Origin of the sequence: Lachnospira pectinoschiza (genome assembly GCF_900103815.1) — a bacterium.
Taxonomy (GTDB): domain Bacteria; phylum Bacillota; class Clostridia; order Lachnospirales; family Lachnospiraceae; genus Lachnospira; species Lachnospira pectinoschiza_B.
This window is the reverse complement of the sequence record NZ_FNHZ01000003.1, coordinates 102760-124616: the sequence shown is the minus strand read 5'-3', so window position 1 is coordinate 124616 and position 21857 is coordinate 102760. Positions and strand designations below refer to the sequence as shown.

The following is a 21857-nucleotide window of genomic DNA, read 5'->3' as shown; positions in this document are numbered from 1 at the left end:
GCTCGAGCAAAATTCTAATGGCTGATGTTCCCCAATGTCGCAACTGCAAAGCAGTTGCGATGTAGCCCCCGCCCTCAGCCGAAAGGCTGATTTAATGGCGGGTGGTTCCCAAATGTCGCAACTGCAAAGCAGTTGCGATGTAGCCCCGAGCGGATTTGCCAAAGGCAAATTCTAATGCGAGAGGGTTCTCAAATGTCGCAAGCAGTAGGAAAGGATAAATATGGGTAAGAGAGTTGTTATTACTGGAATGGGTATCGTAAGCCCTATCGGTAACAGTTTAGAGGAAGTACTAGAGAGTGTTAAGAATGGTAAGTGTGGTATTGACCAGATTACAAAATATGACACAACAGGCCGTAAGGTTAGCCTTGCAGCAGAAGTAAAGGATTTTGATATTACAAAGTATGTAGAAAAGAAGGATGCTAGAAAGTTAGATCCATACAGCCAGTTTGCTATTGCAGCTGCAACAGATGCATGTCACATGGCTGGAATTAACGAAGAGCACGACGAAGAGACAGATGATAGAGAAAGATATGGTTGTATTATTGCCAGCGGTATCGGTGGAATTACTACAACTGAAAGAGAGCATGAGAGAGGAATGAAGCGTGGTTACGATATGGTAAGTCCACACTATATTCCAATGGCAATTTCTAATATGGCAGCAGGTCATGTAGCTATTAGATTTGGTCTTCATGGTTATACAACTTGTACTGTAACTGCTTGTGCTTCAAGTGGTAACGCTATTGGTGATGGCTTCCACTACATTAGAGATGGCTATGCTGATTTAATGGTAGTTGGTGGTTCAGAAAGCTCAATTACTGAGTTATCAATTGGTGGATTTACAAGTCTTACAGCTCTTTCAACAGCAACAGATAAGAACAGAGCTTCAATTCCTTTTGATAAAGAAAGAAATGGTTTTGTTATGGGTGAAGGTGCTGCTTGTCTCGTACTTGAAGAATACGAGCATGCTAAGAATAGAGGAGCTAAGATTTTAGCTGAAGTTGTAGGTTATGGTGCAAACTGTGATGCTCATCACGTTACAGCTCCACATCCAGAAGGAAAGTACGCTGCTAAGTGTATGGAACTTGCCCTTAAGGATGCAAATCTTTCAACAGAGGCAATTGATTATATCAATGCTCACGGAACATCAACTCACCTTAACGATTTAGGTGAAACAAGAGCCGTTAAGAGCTTATTTAAGGACCATGCTAAGGAATTAGTAATGAGCTCAACAAAGTCTATGACAGGACACTTACTTGGTGCCTCAGCTGCAGTTGAAGCTGTTATTACTTGCCTTGCTATGGAAAATGGAATCATTCCACCAACAGTTAACACAAAGGAATTAGATGATGAATTAGATCTTGATTACTGCTTAGGCGATAAGGCTAGAGCTGGCAAGATTAACTATGCAATGTCTAACTCATTTGGCTTTGGTGGACACAATGCTTCCTTAGTATTTAAGGCAGTAGGGGAATAATTACATTATAGTATAGATAGGAAGGCATAAAAATGGAATTAAATTCAAACGAAATCGAAAAGATTTTACCTCATAGATATCCATTTCTTTTAGTGGATAGAATTCTAGATTATAAACCAGGAGAATATGCAGTAGGCGTTAAGTGTGTATCTGCTAACGAGATGCATTTTCTTGGACATTTCCCAGGACAGCATGTAATGCCAGGAGTATTAATTATGGAAGCTTTAGCTCAAACTGGCGCTGTTGCACTTCTTTCAGAGGAAGAAAACAAGGGAAAGGTAGTATTCTTTGGTGGTATTAAGAATGCTAGATTTAAGAAACAGGTCGTACCTGGTGATAAGTTAGAGCTTAGCTGCGAAATTATTACAAGACGTGCAAACGTTGGTATCGGCAAGGCTGTAGCTAAGGTAGACGGCAAGGTTGCTGCAATGGGTGAGTTAACTTTCGCTATTGGCGACAGAAACGAATAATCAAAAAAATTACAAAAAATATCAAAAATTAGAAACCGCTTGTTTACTGGCTTCGCGGGCTATCAAAATTTTTAATAGCTCAATAAATTCAGTAAATAAGCGGTTTTGATAAATTCATTGATATATTAGATTTTTTTAAAAATGTATGATATAATACACTTAAGTTAAGTTTCGGTGACAATTGGTTAAAGTTTAAATCTTATAAGACGTGCACTTTAGTTTAGAAAATTTTTCGTAATTTTTTAAGTAAAAATATTGATTTTACAAGAAAATCATGTTAAGCTATGAGACGTTGTGCATATTTTGTCTTAAAAGATAAAAATACTCATGATTGGAGGATTTAAACAATGACAATGGAAGAACTATTTTTCGACGTCTATAACAAGTTTAAGTTGCACTTCTATAAGGATGTTTTCGTGAATTTTGGCAATCGTGAAGCAACTCTAACTACAGTAGAAACATTCTGTATGGAAGTTATTTATGCAATGAACAAGCCTACAATTAGTGAATTTGCCAAGTTTGTTGGTATTTCACCTCCTAATGCAGCATACAAGGTAAACTGCCTTGTAAAGAAGGGATATTTAAACAGAATTCCTTCAAGCGCAGATAGACGAGAGGCTTACCTTGAAGTAACAGATAAGTATCTTGACTACTTCAATTTCAGCGTAAATTACGCAAATACTGTTATTTCGAGAATGAAAGACAACCTTTCAAAAGAAGATTTAGAGGCACTTACAAGAATTCTTAATATCATGACTTCAGAGATGATGCCTGAGGTACCAGATTTCAAGAATCGTGAAATACCACAGTAAGACAATAAATCAATAATTTTTATGCCATCACTTCAGTCTTGAAGTGATGGCTATTTTATTATAAAATGGGCTAAGTAAATGTGTATTGCAAGAATCTATACAAGTGAGGTAAAGAAATGGGTATTTTAACAGGTTTAGAGCCAGAGAAGGTATTTTACTATTTCGAGGAAATTACTAAGATTCCACATGGTTCAAGAGATACTAAGAGAATTAGCGATTATTTAGTAGGATTTGCTAAGGAACATAATTTAAAGTATATTCAGGATGAATTAAATAACGTTATTATATTTAAGAACGCTAGTAAGGGTTACGAGAATGCAGATTCAGTAATCATTCAGGGTCATATGGATATGGTTTGCGAGAAGGAAGACGATTGCGACATCGACTTTAGCAAGGATCCATTAAGACTTGAAGTTAATGACGGAATCATTAGCGCTAAGGGTACAACTCTTGGTGGTGATGATGGTATTGCAGTAGCTTATGCTCTTGCAATTTTAGATGATGAGACAATTCTTCATCCAGCCCTTGAGGTTGTTATTACAGTTGATGAAGAAATCGGTATGCTTGGTGCAGCTGACCTTGATACAACACCTCTTAAGTCAAAGATGATGATTAACATCGATTCAGAGGATGAGGGTATCTTACTTGCTAGCTGTGCAGGTGGTATGACAGCAACAGTTCACCTTCCAATCGCAAAGGAAACTCTTAAGGCTAAGAAGGCAACAGTAGTTGTTGATGGCTTAGTTGGTGGACACTCAGGTGTTGAAATTAATAAGGGTAGAGCTAATGCTAATAAGTTAGTTGGTAGAGTGCTCTACGCCCTAAGTAAGGAATTTAACTTTAAGCTTGTATCTATTAAGGGTGGCTTAAAGGATAATGCAATTCCAAGAGCTTCTAAGGCTGAATTAGCCTTTGATGCTAGTACAGATATGAATGCAGTTAAGGCTTGTCTTGCTGAATTTGAAGCTATTTTTAAACATGAATTTAAGACAACAGACGCAGGTGTTAAGGTTAGCTTAGTAGATGAAGCAGAAACAGAAGTATCTGCTTTTGATAAGGCTTCAACAACAAAGGTTATTACTGCTTTAATGAACCTTCCACTTGGAATTCAGAGAATGAGCTTTGATATTGAAGGTCTTGTTCAGACATCCCTTAACCTTGGTATTTTAGAGACTAAGGAAGAGGAAGTTGCACTTTCTTATTCAGTAAGAAGTTCAGTAGCCTCTGAAAGTAAGGACCTTTATAGCCAACTTGAAAGCTTAGCAAGCGCCCTTGGTGGTTGCGTAACTTCAATGGGTGAATATCCAGCTTGGGAATACAAGGAAGATTCTAAGTTAAGAGAAGTTATGGTTGAATCCTTTAAGAGACAGTATGGCCATGATCCTGAAATTCAGGCTATTCATGCAGGTCTTGAGTGTGGCTTATTTGCAGGTAAGATTGAAGGTCTTGATGCAGTTTCCTTTGGTCCAGATATGAAGGATGTTCATACACCTAACGAATCAATGGATGTAGTAAGTGTTAAGAGAACTTGGGATTACTTAGTTGATGTACTTGCAAGCTTAAAGTAGAATAAGGAAGTAGCGAAGCGGATTCCGAATGTCCGCTTTACTTTAGAGCTAGGAGATTTTTCTCCTAGCTTTTTTTATTTTTATGAAAATGTATCATTTTCATAAGTTACTAGCATTTGGCAAAATATTTAACTATTCATTTGATATGATTACTTTACTATGATAAAATATAGTTATAAACTACGAAATCAAAATTGAATATAAAATTATGAAAATTACTATTTATTGGGGGAAAATAGATGAGTATTGAGGAAAAGATTGTTTTTTTTAAGGAGATGTTTAAGATTTTTTCTGGGGTTTCAGGAAACATCTATCCTTACTGGGCCGATTACAATGAGGGGCTTGTATATTGGTCAGATGAAATAACTGAATATTTAGGTCTTCCATCTAGTGAAATGGATGTAGATGATGCAGAGTGTTTTTATAATGCTTTAGTTCATCCAAGGGATAGAGTTAGATATATAGAAGGCGCAGATGCCATGTTTAGAGGGGAAACTACGGGCTTTAACTGTAATTATCTTATTAAGAATAAGAATGGGGATTATGTTTCCTTTACAACAAGGTCTAAGCTCTTAAGAGATAGAAATGGTGTGCCATCCGTTTATCTTGGAGTGGTTATAAATCATGATGCAGATATGGAAGTAGATGATTTAACTGGAGTTGGCAACAAGTCGGCAGTTATTGCTAAGGTAAGAAATTTCATTTCTGAAGAACGTAACTTTGGTCTTATGTTTTTTGGCCTTAGAAATTTTGATTATATCAATTCTTCTTATGGCTATGATAACGGTAGTGACTTGATTATTCAGATTGCTGCAAAACTAAAGGAATTAACAGGTTCTAACATAATATATAGATGTAGTGGAACAAAGTTTGCAGTATTTTTTGACCAAGATGTTGAGGGAATGGAAGAAAGAATTAAGGGAATATATGAGAAAATAAGGGACTTTATAGAAAACGATTTAACAATTAATTCTAATAAGGTTTCTATTGGAATATATGGCGGTATGATTAATTCTAAGGACTTTATTTCTTCCTCAGAGTATATAAATAACGTTTTATATCAAGCCATCACTATGGGTAAGAACAGTGGTAGTGATAAATTTGTTTACTATAACGAAAACATTTTACTAAGTAGTAGAAGACAACAAGAGATGTTATATGACGTTATTCGTTGCTTAAATGATAATTACAGAGGCTTCTTAATTGTTTATCAGCCAATTATGAATGTTAAGGAAAATAGAATCATTGGTATGGAGGCTTTGCTTAGATGGCAGGATAGTCAGAGAGGCACTATTGCGCCGGGAAGCTTTATTGACCAGATAGAAAAGGAAGTTGCTTTTTATGGTCTTTCAAATTGGATTATTAAAAGGGCAATTGAAGATAGTAAGGAATTTATTCGAAAGGACCCAGACTTTTTTATTAGTGTAAATTTATCTCAAGCGCAATTACATAACGATAGGTTTATGTCAGATCTTGATAGCATTTTAAAAGAGGCAGATATTCCTTATAAAAACTTAAATCTAGAATTTACAAAGCGTTGTAGGATTCTTGAAAGCGAAGAAATTAAGGATAAGATGATTACTATGTTTAATAAGGGGGTAAGACTAGTTATTGATGATTATGGCAGCAGTTATTCTTCCCTTAATCTGCTCTCTAATTATCCTGCAGATAGAATCAAGATTAGCAGGGAATTTGTAAAGGATATTGATAAGAGTAAGACTAAACAAATAACCTTAAATGCTATAATTGACTGTATTAAACAGCTAGATAAGGAAGTTTGCATTGAAGGTATAGAGTCCGAAGAACTTTTAAAATTCTTTGTGGATAATTATGATATACGTTACGCACAGGGCTATTATTATTCAAAGCCTATGGTTTTAACTAAGTTTAGAGAACTTTATGAGAAGATGAACGCAGTGCCACTGCGTTCATAGGTAAGTAGCGAAGCGGATTCCGAATGTCCGCTTTACTAAATAGATTATGAGGTATGGCCTATGTCTTTTATAAGTGATTATAAGTTAAAGAAAAACGAGCTTAGAAAGCTAGAGTTTGAGTACAACCTATCTAATATTGAGATTAGAAGGAGAATGTCAGACGAGCTAGCAAGGGATGATCTTAGATATGAGCGTATAAGAAACATTGATGATAAGCATGATAGAAAGAATGCTCTAAAAGATTTAGAAAAGCAGGATGAAGAGGTAATAAAGCGTTGTAAGAAGAGACTAGAAAAGAATACTAAAGAATATAAGCGCAAGAAAAAACTAATTAAGAGTGGAACAGGACACAAGGAGATATACGAGTCTAATGAGTTTACAAACTATATAGATGATGACTATGATGTGTTTTTGGTTTCTGGCTTTATGCATGACCTAGATGAGGAAAATGCTTCGGTGCTTGATAGTAAAAAGACACCTATTTTTCTTGACCCTAAGATGAATGATAAAATAAAGAATACCATCTTTAGATATTTCATCTGTCTTGTGGCTTTTCTTTTTGTGCTTTTTCTAGATTATGAAATTAATATGAAGGGACTAAATTATCTAGATATATTTATATATACGCTAGTTTCGTCCTTGGTTTATGGCATAATCGCAGTTTTGTTTGATGAATACCATGCCTATGCTGTATTTTTCTTAAATTTTTTCTCAACGATTTTCTTTAAGGAATTAATATCCACCTCCTACGCTATGATTATTGACGTTGTGGGTATATTTTTTATAGGTTTATTTAAGGATAGAGAAATCTATAGTCACCTAAAAAGCACTTTAATAGGGGCTTTTGCTTTATTTATCTTTAATTCTGGACTATACATTTTGGTCTATGACGTAATTATGCAATTAGACAAGACTTTGGGTAGAGAAAATGTAATTATTATGAGCATACTTGCTTCCTTTATAAAGAATATCTTAGTTCATATGATTTTATATATTTTCCTAAAAATTATTCCAATTAGAAAGAGGATGCACATTGGCCGTTATTGTAAGATGAAGGACCAGTACCTTGATTACTACCGTTTAAGAAAGATTATGAAGAAGAAAAATGTATCTAATATTATGACGGTTCTTCTCTTCTCAATTGTTGCTTTCCTTACAGTTTTTGCTATTGTGTCTTCAAATATGCTGCTGCCATCTCTTGGTAATGCAGTAAATGTTATGAATGAAAGTGGACAAAAGATAGAAAATCAGGATTATCATTCTTTAAATTTTGTATATAACTATTCAGGTATAACCTATGATATTAAGTTATTTATCATGCTTATGTGTCTTGCAATTCCACTTACCTCAATAGTTAATAGAATTCTGCAAAAGAGGATAACTGAGCCGATTTCAAATATGGCCTCAACTATGAATAGATTTATTGGTAAGACAGACACTAATAGAATGCTTTTAAAGGATGCGGTGGCTAATCTTGATATTAAGTCAAATGATGAGATTGGAGAGCTCTACGAAGCTGTAAAGGTGGTTACAATTGAGGTAACAGACCAGCTTGATTACCTTGAAAGAGAGAAGACTTTAATTAATGAGGTGGAGGTTGCCAATCGCGCAAACAAGGCAAAATCTGACTTCCTATCAAGTATGTCTCATGAAATTAGAACACCTCTTAATGCCATATTAGGAATGGATGAGATGATTATTAGAGAGACCGATAGTGAGGAAATCCTAGAATATGCCACAGCTGTTAGGAGTTCTGGTAATTCTTTACTTAATCTTATTAATGATATCCTAGATTTCTCAAGAATTGAGGCAGGAAAGCTTGAAATCATTGATGTGGACTACGATTTAAGCAGCCTTTGTAATGATCTTATTAATACCATTAATGTTAAGGCTAAGAATAAAAACCTAGATTTGCATGTAAATGTTAACCCAGATATGCCTTATTTACTAAATGGCGATGAGATTCGAATTAAGCAGATTATTATAAACATTTTGACTAATGCCGTTAAATACACAAACGAAGGTAGTATTACTCTTAATATTACTGGTGAGACCCTAGAAAATGATAAACTTCGCCTGACAGTTCACGTAATTGATACAGGTATTGGTATTAAGCCAGAGGATATGGAGAAGCTCTACAAGCCATTTGAGCGAATTGAAGAATCTAGAAATAGAAATGTTGAAGGTACTGGCCTTGGTATGAGTATTGTAAAAAATCTTCTAAATTTAATGGATTCAAGGCTAGAGGTTTCTAGTGAATACGGCAAGGGCTCTGATTTTGGCTTTAGTATTATTCAGGATATTGTAAGCCATGAGGCGATTGGTGACTTTAATAAGCGCTATAAGGAATCTCTTAAGAAGCTTAAGAAGTATCAGGAAAGCTTCCAAGCACCGGAGGCAAGAATCCTTGTGGTAGATGATACACCAATTAATTTAACAGTTGTAGAGGGTTTGCTTAAATTTACAAGAATTCAGATTGATACGGCAGAAAGCGGCTTTGATGCCATTGATTTGTGTAAGGAAAATGTATACGACCTTATTTTACTAGATCACAGAATGCCAAAGATGGATGGTATTGAAACTCTTATGCAAATTAGGATAAGAGAGGATTCTAAAAATATTAAGACTTTAGCTATAGCCTTAACTGCCAATGCAGGTGCAGGGGCTAGGGAAGAGTATATAAAGAAGGGCTTTACAGACTATATTCCAAAGCCTATTAATGCAACGCAGTTAGAGAGTATGTTGGTGGAATATTTGCCAGAGGATAAGTTACTTTATCCTGGAGATAAGGGCTTTGTGGAAAATGGTGAAGCTAATAAGCCTTTAGAAAATGTGGAAGAAGACGAATTTTTAAAGGCCCTTGATGCCATTGAGGGAATCGATGCAAAGCAGGCCTTAGTTAACAGCGGCAGCAAGGAGATTTTAGAAAATGTAGTTAAGAATTTCCACGAAGCAATTAAAGATAATGCAGATATGATTGAAATGTATTATAATGAAAATAATATTAAAGACTATACGATACTTGTTCATGCCTTAAAGAGTTCTGCAAGACTTATTGGAGCTATGGATTTATCTGAACAAGCTAAGTATCTAGAACAGTGTGGTAACGAATTTAATATAGCGCAAATCGAAGAGAAGACGGGACATTTGCTTAAGACTTATAGGGAATATATTGATAAGCTGCAAATCTTTGTTGATGAGGAAAATGAAGAGGATAAGGAGGAGATTTCTCTTTCTGATTTAGCTGATGCCTATAGCGCCATTAAAGAAATGGTAAGCGTAGACGATTTTGATGATGCCAAAGATATTATCACTCAACTAAATGATTATAAGATTCCTGATACGGAGAAGGAAAAATATAAGGAAGTAGTTAAAGCGATTAATAGAGTTGACAGAGAGAAACTCTTAACTATTTTATAGTAGGAGAGAAATTGGAGGCAGAAATGGACAAAAGGATATTGTTTGTATGCAGAAGCAAAAATTTTATGGTTAATGCATTTCTTAACAATCTAAAGACTTATGGCTTTGAGTGTGACGTGGTGGCGCCGGATATCAGAATCTTAAGCAAACAAGAGGATTTTCCTATAATTGTACTTTATCTTGATGATGAGATAAGTCCAGATTATACAGAATCTATGGTTTATTTAAAGGATAAGGCAGGTTCTTCCCATGAGGAAATCTTGGTTTATTCTATAGGAGCTGGTGAGACTTTAGAGGAGTCTAAAAGAATATTTGGAGATAGTTTACTAAAAAAGCCATTCCTTCGACCAATTAATGTAAAGGAAGTTATTGAGGAAATAAATAATGATGTGGAGAAGGAAGAGCTATTTGGCAATAAGAAGCACATTTTAGTAATTGATGACGATCCAACTATGCTTAATACCATTAAGGGCTGGTTATCTGGTAAATATACGGTTTACATGGCGGATTCTGGAATGAATGGAATTTCAGTACTTGCAAGACATCACATAGATTTGGTTTTGCTTGACTTTGAAATGCCGGTAATTACGGGAGCCAAGGTTTTAGAAATGATAAGAAGCGAGAGCACTACAAGTAATATTCCGGTAATGTTTCTAACAGCTAAGGGAGATAAGGAGCATGTAATGCAGGTAATCTCTTTAAAGCCTGAGAAATATTTACTTAAGTCCATGCCAGCAGAGGAATTAATTGCAAATGTGGATGAGTTCTTTGCAAAGCAGAAAGCCAAAGAATTAAGTTTGGGCTAATGCGGGCTTTCCCCACAGTAGAGATTATATGTGGAGATTATATAGAGCTAATAAAAGCCGGTAGATTATGTCAAGACTCGCGAGCGAGTCTTGACATAATCTACCGGCTTATTTTTATTTTCTATTATCTTATCAAAGGGCTTTACTTATCCTTTGAATGTCTATCACCTATCTGGAAGTCTGCGTTGTGCTCAAACATATACTGAACAGTTAAAGCCTTATCCCCTGTTAACTCCTCGAAGTCTTTAGTGAAGTTATCCATCTTGCCCTCGCGAATAGCCTGTGCAAAGGTAACCATACCATCAGATGAGAATGGAGCCTCGCTGCCATCCTTAAACTTACCATCAGTTGTTCTTGGAACGCCCATGGCATCAAATACCTGATAGTTCTCCTCATCAGTGATGAACTTATATGTTACGTGGTTTCCTGTAGCCTTGTTACCAATCTCGCAGAATTCAGAAATTGTCATAAGTTCAGGACCATTAATATCAAATACCTTCTTTGGATACTTATCTCCCTTTACAAGAGCGTGAGCTACAGCCTTAGCGCAGTCACGTCTTGAGATATAGGCCATTTTACCATCGCCCTGGGAATTCTTTAATACGCCATCGGATTTTACATATGTAAAGTAATTAGTAATCATAGCCTCGGCATACTGAGAATTTCTTAGGAAAATGTAATCAAGTCCCAAAGACTTTACATACTCTTCAGTGTAAATGTGATCCTTCTTTTCAACAGATGGATTTGTCTCGTCTGCTGCATTAACTAAAGATGTATAGATGATTTGCTTTACGCCAACAGCCTTTGCGGCATCTACTGCATTTTTATGAGCAGCCTGTCTTTTAGCTCCAACGAAAGGCATGGAAATAAGTGCGAGTCTTTCAGCACCAGCAAAAGCTTCTTTTAATCCTTCAATGTTGTTAAAATCTGCCACACGAGTCTCGATGCCCTGGTCGCTGTAAGTCTTTAAAACTTCAGGATTATAGCCTGTTAAAATGATATTAGACTTATCTGTTAAAGTAAGTAATACTCTAGCAGCCTCGCCACCTAGATTTCCATCGACACCAGTTAATAATAATTTACCCATGAAAAACCTCCTATATTAAATTATAAAAATATCCACTTGTAATATATTATAACATCTTATATATTTTTATACAATTTTTCGTATTGATGTTTTGTCAATCAATAACTTATAATAGATTGGTAGTATTTGTAGGAGGTCGCTTTATGAGTATTAGAGAAGACGTAACAAGAATGAAGAGCGTGGCAGCAGAGCTTGCTAGCTCAAGCATTGAATTAAGAAATAAGGCACTTAAGATGGTGGCAGAGAATTTAAGAAAGAATGCTGACAAGATTTTTAAGGCTAACGAAATTGATATAGCTAATGCCAATGCCAATGGCGTACAGGAGTCAGTACTTAAAAGACTTAAGTTTGATAATCACAAGTTAGAGGATGTTATAGATGGTATTAATCAGTTAATAGGACTTGAAGACCCAGTGGGCAAGGTAACTCTAAATAGAGAGCTTGATGAAGGCCTTGTATTAAAGAGAGTTACATGTCCTATTGGTATTATTGGTGTTATCTTTGAGGCAAGACCGGATGCTCTAGTGCAGATTGCTTCTTTATGTATTAAGAGTGGTAACTGTGCGATTTTAAAGGGTGGTAAGGAAACTGCTGAAAGTAATAGATGCCTCTTTGGAGTTATTAGAGAGGCAATTGTGGAGGCTGGACTTCCAGAGATCTGCTTAATTCAGGCAGAGGCTCACTCTGAGATTGATGAATTATTAAAATGTGACGGCTTAGTTGACCTACTTATTCCACGAGGTTCTAACGCCTTTGTTCAGTACATTATGAATAATACTAAGATTCCTGTAATGGGACACGCTGATGGTATTTGTCACATTTTCATAGATAAGGATGCAGACCTTGCTAAGGCGATTCCTATCGTTGTGGATGCTAAGACTCAGTATAGCGCAGCTTGTAATGCAGTAGAGACAGTTTTAGTGCACAGTGAAATTGCTGCAAAGGCACTTCCAGTGTTAGTTAGAGCTCTTAATGAGGCAAAGGTTGTGGTGAATGCTGATGCTTACACAACTAATGTTTACAATGCTTATAAGGAAGATTCTGATGTTGAGGTTCATGTGATTGAGGATGATGCTTATAATGTAGAGTATCTTCGCTACGAGCTTGGTATTAAGATTGTTGAAAATGTTGACGAGGCCATTGCGCACATCAATAAGTTTGGTTCACATCACACAGATAGCATTATTACTGAGAATCAGGCAACAGCTGACAAGTTCCAGAACATGGTGGATTCAGCAGGGGTTTATCACAATGCTTCAACTCGTTTTGCTGATGGCTTTAGATATGGCTTTGGCGCTGAAGTTGGTATTAGTACAAGTAAGATTCATGCAAGAGGTCCAGTGGGTCTTGAGGGCTTAGTTACTTATAAGTATAAGCTTACAGGTAATGGCCAGATTGTTACTGACTATGCTAGTGGAATTAAGACTTTTAAGCATAAAGATTTAGATTAATACAATTAGGATATTGAGAAAAATAGTTAATAATAAACAATTTATAAATTGTATACATTATACTTGAAAAATTAGTATCAAATGTTATAATACTTCGTACACGAATTGTTCGGAAGCGAACTATTCGTATGCGAAGTATTTTTATTATTAGAAGATAAATACTAATAGAAAGCAAATCATAGTATATGTTATAATAAAAATAGTCCGCAACAGGCTAGCGAATACGTGCTGGATTGCAATTAAAAGTTGCAATAGAAAGGAAAGTCACAAATGGAAAAGGAAAGTGCTATCAAAAAGATTTGCAAGCTCGAAAGAGTTGTAAAGAGACAATTTGATAAGCTTAGCGGTTCTACAGGTGTCAACGGTGCAGAAGGCCGAGTGATACATTTTCTTATATTAAACCAAGATAAGGATATCTATCAAAAGGATGTAGAAATTGGGTTTGACTTACGTCCATCAACAGCATCTGAACTCTTAAAAAAAATGGAGTCTAAAGGATATATAACTAGAGAAACTTCAAAGACAGATGCCCGTCTTAAAAAAATTATTCTTACAGACCTAGCAAGGCAGCATGAAGATAGGATTTTTGAAGAGATTGGTAATTTAGAGCATTATGCCGAGAAGGATATTGATCCTAGAGACTTAGAAGCTTTTGATAGAGTAGCTGAAAGTATACTCAGAAATCTAAGAGATTTTAAAAACTAATATATGAAAGGAAAGATTGCTATTTATGTTTAAGATTGTAAAAACTTTAAGCAAAAGCATAAGAGAATACAAGACTGCTTCAATTCTTACACCTACATATGTAACTCTTGAAGTTATCTTAGAATGTATTATTCCTCTTATTATGGCGGCGCTTATTAACAACATGACAGGTGATTCCATGACACCTATTTTAAAATATGGACTAATCTTACTTGTTATGGCTATGGCATCTCTATTTTGCGGTGTTATGTCAGCAAGAAAAGCGGCAACAGCTTCAGCTGGTTTTGCTAAAAACTTAAGACAGGATGTGTTCTTTAAGATTCAGGATTTCTCCTTTGCAGATGTAGATAAATTTTCAACATCATCTCTTGTAACACGTCTTACAACAGATATTACTAACGTTCAGAATGCTTATCAGATGATTATTAGAGTTGCTGTTAGAACTCCATTAATGTTTATCTTCTCAGTAGTTATGAGTTTTACTATTAATGTGAAAATGGCTCTCATCTTCGTATGTATCGTTCCATTCTTAGCTGTAGTATTATTTGGAATCTTCTTTAAGGTTCATCCTATTTTTAAGAGAATCTTTAAGAAGTATGATGCCTTAAATAACTCAGTTCAGGAAAATGTTTCTGCTATTCGAGTTGTTAAGTCCTTCGTTAGAGAAGATTATGAAACTAAGAAATTCTTTAAGGCTAGTGGAGATGTTAAAAACGACTTCACACATGCTGAAAAGATTTTAGCTCTTAATACACCAACAATGATGCTTTGTATGTTTACATCAATTTTACTTGTATGTTTTATTGGTGCACAGATCATTGTTAATTCAGGGGCTACAAGCCTAACAACAGGTGAGTTATCATCCCTTTTAACTTATGGTGTTCAGATTCTTACATCTCTTATGATGTTAAGCTTTGTATTTGTTATGGTTTCAATGGCAGCAGAATCTGCAGACAGAATTGTTGAAGTACTTGAAACTGAAAGTGATTTAAAGTCACCTGTTAATGGTAAGACTGAAATTAGAGATGGCGCCATTGACTTTGATGACGTGTCCTTTAAGTATAAGAAGACTAGTGAAAACTACGCTCTTACTAATATTAACTTACATATTAAAACTGGTCAGACAGTTGGTATTATTGGTGGTACAGGTGATTCTAAGACATCACTTATTCAGCTTATTCCAAGACTTTACGATACTACAAAGGGTATGGTAAGAGTTGGCGGAACTGATGTTAGAGACTATGACTTAGTAGCTCTTCGTGATGCAGTTTCAGTTGTATTACAAAAGAATGTCCTATTCTCAGGTACAATTAAGGAAAACTTACGTTGGGGTAATAAGGAAGCAACAGATGAGCAGATTGAAGAGGCTTGTAGACTTGCTTGCGCCGATGAATTTATTCAGGGCTTCCCAGATAAGTATGATACTTACATTGAACAGGGTGGTAGTAATGTTTCTGGTGGTCAGAAGCAGAGACTTTGTATTGCTAGAGCCCTTCTTAAAAATCCAAAGGTCTTAATTATGGATGATTCAACATCTGCTGTAGATACTAAGACAGATGCCCTAATTCGTTCTGCCCTTGCTAAGTATTTACCAGAGACAACTAAGATTATTATTGCTCAGCGTGTTTCATCAGTTCAGGATGCTGACCTTATCTTAGTTCTAGATCAGGGTAAGATTGTTGAAAAGGGTACACACGATGAACTTGTGGCTCTTGGTGGCATTTACAATGAAGTATTTGAATCACAGACAAAGAGTAAGGAAGAATAGGAGGTATATGTATGAATAAAAATGTAGAGAAAGACAATACATTTGGCAGATTAATAGGCTATATATTCAAGCATTATGCTCCTCAATTAATAGTAACTATTATCTGTATTATAATTGCAGCCCTTGCGTCTGTAATTGCAACTATCTTTTTACAAAGAATCATTGATGAAGTTATTACACCAGCTATGGGTATTGGTATGGATTCAGTTTGGTCTAAGTTTATTGGAATTATTATAACTATGGGCGCTATCTATATCCTTGGCGTTATTGCTTCATTTACATACACTCGTCTTATGGCAAATGTTACACAGGGTACTTTAATGCACTTAAGAAACGATATGTTTGAAAGAATGCAGACATTACCTATTAAGTATTTTGATACTAACGCTCACGGCGATATCATGAGTACTTATACTAACGATACAGATGCTATTAGACAGTTAATTGGACAGAGTTTACCACAGCTTTTCCAGTCAGGTCTTACAATTGCAGGTATCATTATTATGATGTGCTTTTATAGTATTTGGCTTACAGTAGTGGTAGGCGTATTCATTTTCCTAATGACAAGAGTAGTAAAGAATTTCGGTGGAAATTCCGCTAAATATATGATGGCTCAGCAAAGAACTCTTGCTAAGGAAGAAGGTTTCGTTGAGGAAATGATGGAAGGCTCTAAGGTTATTAAGGTCTTTAATCATGAAGAAGAAAGTAAAGAAGCTTTTAAAAAGATTAACGAAGAGTTATTCGAAGCTAGTGATAAGGCTAATAAATACGGTAATATGCTTATGCCAACTCTAGGTAATATCGGTAATATTATGTACGTAGTTTTAGCAGTAGTTGGTGGTTTGTTAGTTTATTATTCAGTTTATAATTTAAGCTTACAAAACATTTTCACAGGTGCTCATGGAGCTGTTTCACTTGGTATTATTATTTCCTTCCTTTCTATGTCTAGACAGTTATCACAGACAGTTGGTCAGGTATCTATGCAGGTATCAATGATTGCCATGGGTCTTGCTGGTGCTAGAAGAGTATTTGAACTTATGGATCAGGAACCTGAATTTGATGAGGGCTATGTTACACTTGTTCGTGCAAAATATACTAAGGAAGGCGAGCTAGTTGAGGCCGATGAGGATACTTCTCTTTGGGCTTGGAAGCATCCACATAAGGCAGACGGAACAGTTACGTACACTCCACTAAAGGGTGATATTGTATTAGAGGATGTGGATTTTGGTTATGTTAAGAATAAGTTAGTTTTACATGATGTTTCCCTTTATGCAAAACCAGGTCAGAAGATTGCCTTTGTTGGTGCAACAGGTGCAGGTAAGACAACAATTACTAACCTTATTAACAGATTCTATGATATTGAAGATGGTAAGATTCGCTATGATGGTATTAACATAAATAAAATTAGAAAGACTGACCTTAGACGTTCTCTTGGTATCGTTTTACAGGATGTTAACCTCTTTACAGGTACAGTTCTTGATAATATTAGATATGGTAAGTTAAATGCCACAGATGAAGAATGTATTGCAGCTGCAAAGCTTGCCAACGCTCATCACTTCATTGAAAGATTACCAGATGGTTATAATACAATGCTTACAGCTAATGGCGCCAATCTTTCACAGGGTCAGAGACAGTTACTCTCAATTGCTAGAGCTGCTGTAGCTAACCCACCTGTAATGATCCTTGATGAGGCTACATCATCAATTGATACAAGAACTGAGGCTATTGTTCAGGCAGGTATGGATAATCTTATGTTTGGTAGAACAGTATTTGTTATTGCCCATAGATTATCAACAGTTAGAAACAGTAAGGCTATTATGGTTCTTGACCATGGTCGAATCATTGAAAGAGGCGATCATGATGCCTTAATTGATCAAAAGGGTACATATTATCAGTTATATACTGGTGCTTTTGAGCTAGAATAGAGAAAAATTAAATAAATAAAGTATTTTTATCTATATGGATATATGTTATAATTATGGCGTTGTTTAAGAATATTAAACAACGTCATTTTTATTATGCTTTACAGCATGCAGGGAGGACAACATGCTTGGCAAAAAATCAGATAGAACAACATCCCTTTTAACTGCATTGTTAGTTATATTTTTAGGTGCTGTTAGTATTGTAGTAATTCTAGTTTTGAAGATTAATATAGAGCGGGCAATAGATGAGTTTGAAACTATTGTAACTATGAATTTTCAAGACAAGAATCATATAGAATCTTTGACGGAAGATATTTATAAGGAGAACTTTTACGTATACGGTAAGGTTTGGTCAGAAGAGGCTTATGTGGGTAATAGCTATTATGAATCCATTAATACTGAAGAGGATATAAGAGCAATACTTAGTGAGCTTTCAGAAAGTGCCCTTAGCGACAATTATGGAACCATGTATAGTACCATAAGCGAAGAGCTTAATGAGTATTTAAATATGGTTTCTAAGGTGGAAGAATATATTGAGGCTGGAAACTATGAAGAGGCAGAAAGCTATGTAAGCGATGTTATTAATAACAAGGTCTTAAGCATAAATAAGGAATTAAATGTTTTAGAGGAGCAGATTAATGACGAGGTAAAGGTAGCCCAAGACACTCTTAAGTACCGACTTATAAGTATTAGTATCATCTCAGTGGTAGCAATTATTGTTATTATTGCCACTACACTTGTAATTGTCTATTTATGTAATAAGATAACTTCAAAGCTGGAAGATTACAGTGATATCCTAGAGTTTAAGGTCAATAAGCAAAGCGAAGAGATAAACGAACATAATAATAGAATCATGAGTATCCAGAATAGCACGATAGATGCTATGGCTTCTTTAATTGAAAGTCGTGATGGAGATACGGGCATGCATATTGCAAGAACTAGTGCTTATGTGAAAATGTTAGCGCAGCTTGCAAAGAACCAAGGTTATTACACTAACATCCTCACTAAGGATTATATTGAATTCCTTGTAAAGGCAGCGCCTATGCATGATATTGGTAAGATTAATGTACCAGATTCCATTTTAAAGAAACCAGGAATCTTAACTCATGATGAATATAACATTATGCAAAACCACACTAAAGAGGGTGGAAGAATTATTAGAGAAGCCCTTGGAAGTATTGAAGAAGTCGAGTTTATTAATATAGCTTCAGATGTGGCCACTTTCCACCATGAAAAGTGGGATGGCAGTGGTTATCCTTATGGTCTTAAGGGAGAGGAGATTCCAATTTCAGCAAGAATCATGTCTGTGGCAGATGTCTTTGATGCCCTAGTTTCGGAGCGATGCTATAAGAGAGCCTACAGTTTTGATGAGGCTATGCTTATTATTAACGATAATATAGGTAAACATTTTGACCCAATCCTTAGTAGACTCTTTGTAGAGAATAAGGATAAGGTTAAACAGATAATGGAAGAACTTTCATAAATATTACCACTTTCTATTGACATCAGCTTAGAAAGTGGTATATTTAAATTACAACATATGAACACTTGCTCATATGTTTAACTCATTAAGAAAAGTCTTATAGGAGTTAAATAAACAAACGGAGGTCTTAACTGATGGCAATAAATGATGTAGAAAGATGTGATATTAAACATGTTCATACAGAGAAAGTAAAAGAGGTATTTTCCGCTATGCCTTCTGAGGATGAGTTATATGATTTAGCTGAACTCTTTAAGGTCTTTGGAGATTCTACTAGAATTAGAATTCTCTTTGCTCTTTTTGAATCAGAGATTTGTGTATGCGACTTAGCAGACACCCTAAACATGACTCAGTCAGCAGTTTCGCATCAGCTAAAGATTCTAAAAAATTCAAAGTTAGTTGGTAGCAGAAGAGAAGGAAAGCAGGTTATTTATTTTCTAGCAGATGATCACGTTAGAACAATAATTGACCAGGGAAGAGAACACATAGAAGAATAATAAGACAATTTATAGGATAAATTTAAGAGAATATATATTCTAAGAGTATTAACGAAATCTAAGAAAAGGAAGGTAATTCATTATGAAGAAGAAATTTAAGTGTGAAATTGATTGTGCTAACTGCGCAGCAAAGGTTGAGGAAGCAATTAAGAAGGTTGAGGGTGTAAAGGATGCATCTGTTAATTTCCTTACTCAGAAGTTTATGTTAGAAGCAGAAGATGATTGCTTTGAAGAAGTACTTGAGAAGGCAATTAAGGCAGGTAAGAAGGCAGAAGACGAATTCGAGGTTATTTTATAATTTCTATTTGTCAAAGCTTTACATTTAGATTTATTGGAAAATGCGTCACAAAGCCCGAGAGTTACGTAAACTAAGGATTGTGACAATAGGAGATAGTATGACTAAGAAACAAAAAAAGATGCGAGCAAGAATTATCGTCTCAGGTATTCTCTATGCTTGTTTGTTTATAGCAGATAAGCTAGGAGCACTTGAAGACTTTCCAATACTTGCAGTGGCCATAGCCTTTTTAGTACCTTATTTAATTATAGGCTATGATGTTATTTTAAGAGCCTTTAAGAACATTTCTAAAGGTCATATATTTGATGAGAATTTCCTTATGATGATTGCAACATTTGCTGCATTTGCCACAGGGGAATTTACAGAAAGTGTAGCAGTTATGCTTTTCTATCAGGTAGGTGAGTTGTTCCAGTCTTACGCAGTTGGTAAGTCTAGAGCCTCAATTGCTGAGATGATGAGTATCGCTCCTGATTTTGCAAATTTAGAAGATGAAGAGGGTAACATATCAGAAGTTGATCCAGAAGATGTAGAAGTTGGATCTGTTCTTTTAGTTAGACCAGGTGAGAAGATTCCTATTGATGGAGTTGTTATAGAAGGGGAGTCTTTTGTAGATACTGCGGCCCTTACAGGGGAGTCAGTACCAAGAAAGGTAAGCCCTGGAGCAGATGTAATTAGTGGATGTGTTAATGGAGATACAGCCCTTAAGATTAGAACTACTAAGGCTTATGAAGATTCTACAGTAAGTAAGATCTTAGAGCTTGTGGAAAATGCATCATCTAAGAAGTCTAGAATGGAGAATTTCATTACTAGATTTGCTAAGTATTACACACCAGTAGTTACTATAGGCGCTGTTTTACTTGCATTAATTCCACCAACAATTCTTGGAATTATGTCAGGTAACTTTGCTTATGTAAGCTGGATTCACAGAGCATGTATTTTCTTAATTGTATCTTGCCCTTGTGCTATGGTTATTTCAGTGCCACTTGGTTTCTTTGGTGGTATTGGTGCTGCTTCAAAGATTGGTGTATTAGTTAAGGGTAGTAACTATTTAGAGGCTATTGCTCAGATGAAGAGCCTTGTCTTTGATAAGACAGGTACTTTAACTAAGGGTGAATTTAAGGTTAGTGAGGTTATTAATCTTAACGGCTTTAGTAAGGAAGATATTCTTTACTACGCAGCCTTCGCTGAAAAATTTTCAACACATCCAATTGCTAAATCTATTCTTATAGCTTACGGTAAAGAGGTAGATTTAAGCCTTATCTCTAACCAGCAGGAAGTATCAGGTCAGGGTATTAGCTGCCTAGTTAATAAGAGAGAAGTTTTAATTGGTAATTATAAGTTAATGCAGACAAATGGCATTGACTGTGAGATAAATGACAGTCCAGCAACAATTTGTTACTTAGCTGTTGATGGCAAGTTTGCAGGTTACATCATTATTTCTGATGTGATTAAGGAAGGTTCTAAGGAAGCTATGAAGGCTTTATCAAAGGTAGGCGTTTCAAAGCTTGTAATGCTTACTGGCGATAGAAAAGAAGTGGCCATGGCTGTTTCAAAGGAGCTTTCTTTAACAGATTGCAGATATGAGTTACTTCCAACAGATAAGGTTTCCAATGTGGAAGAGCTTATTAAGGCTTGCAAGAAGGACGAGAAGCTTGGCTTTGTTGGCGATGGTATTAACGACGCTCCAGTACTTATGAGAGCGGATGTGGGTATTGCTATGGGTAGCTTAGGTTCTGATGCAGCTATTGAGGCCGCAGATGTTGTAATTATGGATGATGACTTAAGAAAGATTCCTAAATTAGTTCGAATTGCAAGAAAAACTCTTAGAATTGTTAAGCAAAATGTTGTATTTGCCCTTGGAGTTAAGATTATAGTTTTAATTTTAGGTGCTTTTGGACTTGCAACTATGTGGGAAGCAGTTTTTGCTGACGTTGGTGTTGCTGTAATTGCAATTTTAAACTCTATGAGAGTATTATCTAGCAATTATGATGAGAAAAATTAGTCAAATATATAAGTTAATTTTAAAATTCCCCCTCTAAGAGGGGGAATTTTTTTTATACTTCTAGACTAAGATTAGTCAGATTGTATTTTGTTGGTTCTTAAGTACTAGGATATAATTACATTTAACAAGAAAATGATACTTTTACGCTATTTATATGTTAAAAGTG

Annotated in this window: 16 protein-coding genes; 15 read left to right on the top strand and 1 reads right to left on the bottom strand. The window is 35.5% G+C overall.

Annotated features, from left to right (window positions below):
- Positions 1-220 precede the first annotated feature (220 nt).
- The 7 genes from fabF to BLQ66_RS06335 all read left to right on the top strand — a co-directional run bounded on the left by fabF (position 221) and on the right by BLQ66_RS06335 (position 10484).
- Positions 221-1474, top strand: coding sequence for a beta-ketoacyl-ACP synthase II (fabF, locus tag BLQ66_RS06365; RefSeq protein ID WP_074521454.1), 1254 nt, complete (start codon positions 221-223; stop codon positions 1472-1474).
- 32 nt (positions 1475-1506) lie between these two features.
- Positions 1507-1944, top strand: a complete 438-nt coding sequence (gene fabZ, locus BLQ66_RS06360; protein ID WP_027431585.1) for a 3-hydroxyacyl-ACP dehydratase FabZ — start codon at positions 1507-1509, stop codon at positions 1942-1944.
- A gap of 347 nt (positions 1945-2291) precedes the next feature.
- A complete protein-coding gene (locus tag BLQ66_RS06355) occupies positions 2292-2756 on the top strand; it encodes a MarR family winged helix-turn-helix transcriptional regulator (RefSeq protein ID WP_027431586.1) in 465 nt (154 codons plus the stop codon).
- Between the two features lie 116 nt (positions 2757-2872).
- Complete coding sequence (locus BLQ66_RS06350; protein WP_074521453.1) at positions 2873-4324, top strand: aminoacyl-histidine dipeptidase; 1452 nt, start codon at positions 2873-2875, stop codon at positions 4322-4324.
- Positions 4325-4563: 239 nt separating this feature from the next.
- Positions 4564-6258, top strand: coding sequence for an EAL domain-containing protein (locus BLQ66_RS06345; protein WP_074521452.1), 1695 nt, complete (start codon positions 4564-4566; stop codon positions 6256-6258).
- Positions 6259-6318: 60 nt separating this feature from the next.
- The gene (locus BLQ66_RS06340; protein ID WP_074521451.1) at positions 6319-9678 is read left to right on the top strand and encodes an ATP-binding protein; all 3360 of its coding nucleotides are present in this window, start codon (positions 6319-6321) and stop codon (positions 9676-9678) included.
- 65 nt (positions 9679-9743) lie between these two features.
- Positions 9744-10484: a response regulator gene (locus BLQ66_RS06335; RefSeq protein WP_242869330.1), complete on the top strand. Its 741-nt coding sequence runs from the start codon at positions 9744-9746 to the stop codon at positions 10482-10484.
- A 142-nt stretch (positions 10485-10626) separates the two neighbouring features.
- Here BLQ66_RS06335 and BLQ66_RS06330 read toward each other — a convergent pair whose 3' ends face one another.
- Positions 10627-11571, bottom strand: a complete 945-nt coding sequence (locus BLQ66_RS06330) for an NmrA family NAD(P)-binding protein (RefSeq protein ID WP_074521449.1) — start codon at positions 11569-11571, stop codon at positions 10627-10629.
- 143 nt (positions 11572-11714) lie between these two features.
- On the opposite strand from BLQ66_RS06330, the gene BLQ66_RS06325 reads away from it, so the two are divergent.
- The 8 genes from BLQ66_RS06325 to BLQ66_RS06290 all read left to right on the top strand — a co-directional run bounded on the left by BLQ66_RS06325 (position 11715) and on the right by BLQ66_RS06290 (position 21691).
- On the top strand, positions 11715-13022 hold the full coding sequence (locus BLQ66_RS06325; RefSeq protein ID WP_074521448.1) for a glutamate-5-semialdehyde dehydrogenase: 1308 nt from the start codon (positions 11715-11717) through the stop codon (positions 13020-13022).
- Positions 13023-13292: 270 nt separating this feature from the next.
- Positions 13293-13727, top strand: coding sequence for a MarR family winged helix-turn-helix transcriptional regulator (locus BLQ66_RS06320; protein ID WP_074521447.1), 435 nt, complete (start codon positions 13293-13295; stop codon positions 13725-13727).
- Positions 13728-13752: 25 nt separating this feature from the next.
- Positions 13753-15495 carry an ABC transporter ATP-binding protein gene (locus BLQ66_RS06315; protein WP_074521446.1) on the top strand — a complete coding sequence of 581 codons (1743 nt, stop codon included), beginning with the start codon at positions 13753-13755 and terminating at the stop codon, positions 15493-15495.
- Between the two features lie 11 nt (positions 15496-15506).
- The gene (locus tag BLQ66_RS06310) at positions 15507-17420 is read left to right on the top strand and encodes an ABC transporter ATP-binding protein (RefSeq protein ID WP_074521445.1); all 1914 of its coding nucleotides are present in this window, start codon (positions 15507-15509) and stop codon (positions 17418-17420) included.
- Between the two features lie 121 nt (positions 17421-17541).
- Positions 17542-18900: an HD-GYP domain-containing protein gene (locus tag BLQ66_RS06305; RefSeq protein WP_074521444.1), complete on the top strand. Its 1359-nt coding sequence runs from the start codon at positions 17542-17544 to the stop codon at positions 18898-18900.
- Positions 18901-19034: 134 nt separating this feature from the next.
- Complete coding sequence (locus tag BLQ66_RS06300; RefSeq protein WP_074521443.1) at positions 19035-19394, top strand: ArsR/SmtB family transcription factor; 360 nt, start codon at positions 19035-19037, stop codon at positions 19392-19394.
- An 82-nt stretch (positions 19395-19476) separates the two neighbouring features.
- Positions 19477-19692 carry a cation transporter gene (locus BLQ66_RS06295; RefSeq protein ID WP_027431595.1) on the top strand — a complete coding sequence of 72 codons (216 nt, stop codon included), beginning with the start codon at positions 19477-19479 and terminating at the stop codon, positions 19690-19692.
- A gap of 97 nt (positions 19693-19789) precedes the next feature.
- Complete coding sequence (locus BLQ66_RS06290) at positions 19790-21691, top strand: heavy metal translocating P-type ATPase (protein ID WP_074521442.1); 1902 nt, start codon at positions 19790-19792, stop codon at positions 21689-21691.
- The last annotated feature ends 166 nt before the right edge of the window (positions 21692-21857 follow it).

Bases quoted from the DNA above. Each gene is read 5' to 3' on its own strand.
- BLQ66_RS06305 (WP_074521444.1), top strand. From the start codon at position 17,542: ATGCTTGGCAAAAAATCAGATAGAACAACATCCCTTTTAACTGCATTG.
- BLQ66_RS06340 (WP_074521451.1), top strand. From the start codon at position 6,319: ATGTCTTTTATAAGTGATTATAAGTTAAAGAAAAACGAGCTTAGAAAG.
- BLQ66_RS06320 (WP_074521447.1), top strand. From the start codon at position 13,293: ATGGAAAAGGAAAGTGCTATCAAAAAGATTTGCAAGCTCGAAAGAGTT.
- BLQ66_RS06325 (WP_074521448.1), top strand. From the start codon at position 11,715: ATGAGTATTAGAGAAGACGTAACAAGAATGAAGAGCGTGGCAGCAGAG.
- fabZ (WP_027431585.1), top strand. From the start codon at position 1,507: ATGGAATTAAATTCAAACGAAATCGAAAAGATTTTACCTCATAGATAT.
- BLQ66_RS06330 (WP_074521449.1), bottom strand. From the start codon at position 11,571: ATGGGTAAATTATTATTAACTGGTGTCGATGGAAATCTAGGTGGCGAG.
- BLQ66_RS06335 (WP_242869330.1), top strand. From the start codon at position 9,744: ATGGTTAATGCATTTCTTAACAATCTAAAGACTTATGGCTTTGAGTGT.
- BLQ66_RS06295 (WP_027431595.1), top strand. From the start codon at position 19,477: ATGAAGAAGAAATTTAAGTGTGAAATTGATTGTGCTAACTGCGCAGCA.
- BLQ66_RS06355 (WP_027431586.1), top strand. From the start codon at position 2,292: ATGACAATGGAAGAACTATTTTTCGACGTCTATAACAAGTTTAAGTTG.
- BLQ66_RS06315 (WP_074521446.1), top strand. From the start codon at position 13,753: ATGTTTAAGATTGTAAAAACTTTAAGCAAAAGCATAAGAGAATACAAG.
- fabF (WP_074521454.1), top strand. From the start codon at position 221: ATGGGTAAGAGAGTTGTTATTACTGGAATGGGTATCGTAAGCCCTATC.
- BLQ66_RS06290 (WP_074521442.1), top strand. From the start codon at position 19,790: ATGACTAAGAAACAAAAAAAGATGCGAGCAAGAATTATCGTCTCAGGT.
- BLQ66_RS06350 (WP_074521453.1), top strand. From the start codon at position 2,873: ATGGGTATTTTAACAGGTTTAGAGCCAGAGAAGGTATTTTACTATTTC.
- BLQ66_RS06345 (WP_074521452.1), top strand. From the start codon at position 4,564: ATGAGTATTGAGGAAAAGATTGTTTTTTTTAAGGAGATGTTTAAGATT.
- BLQ66_RS06310 (WP_074521445.1), top strand. From the start codon at position 15,507: ATGAATAAAAATGTAGAGAAAGACAATACATTTGGCAGATTAATAGGC.
- BLQ66_RS06300 (WP_074521443.1), top strand. From the start codon at position 19,035: ATGGCAATAAATGATGTAGAAAGATGTGATATTAAACATGTTCATACA.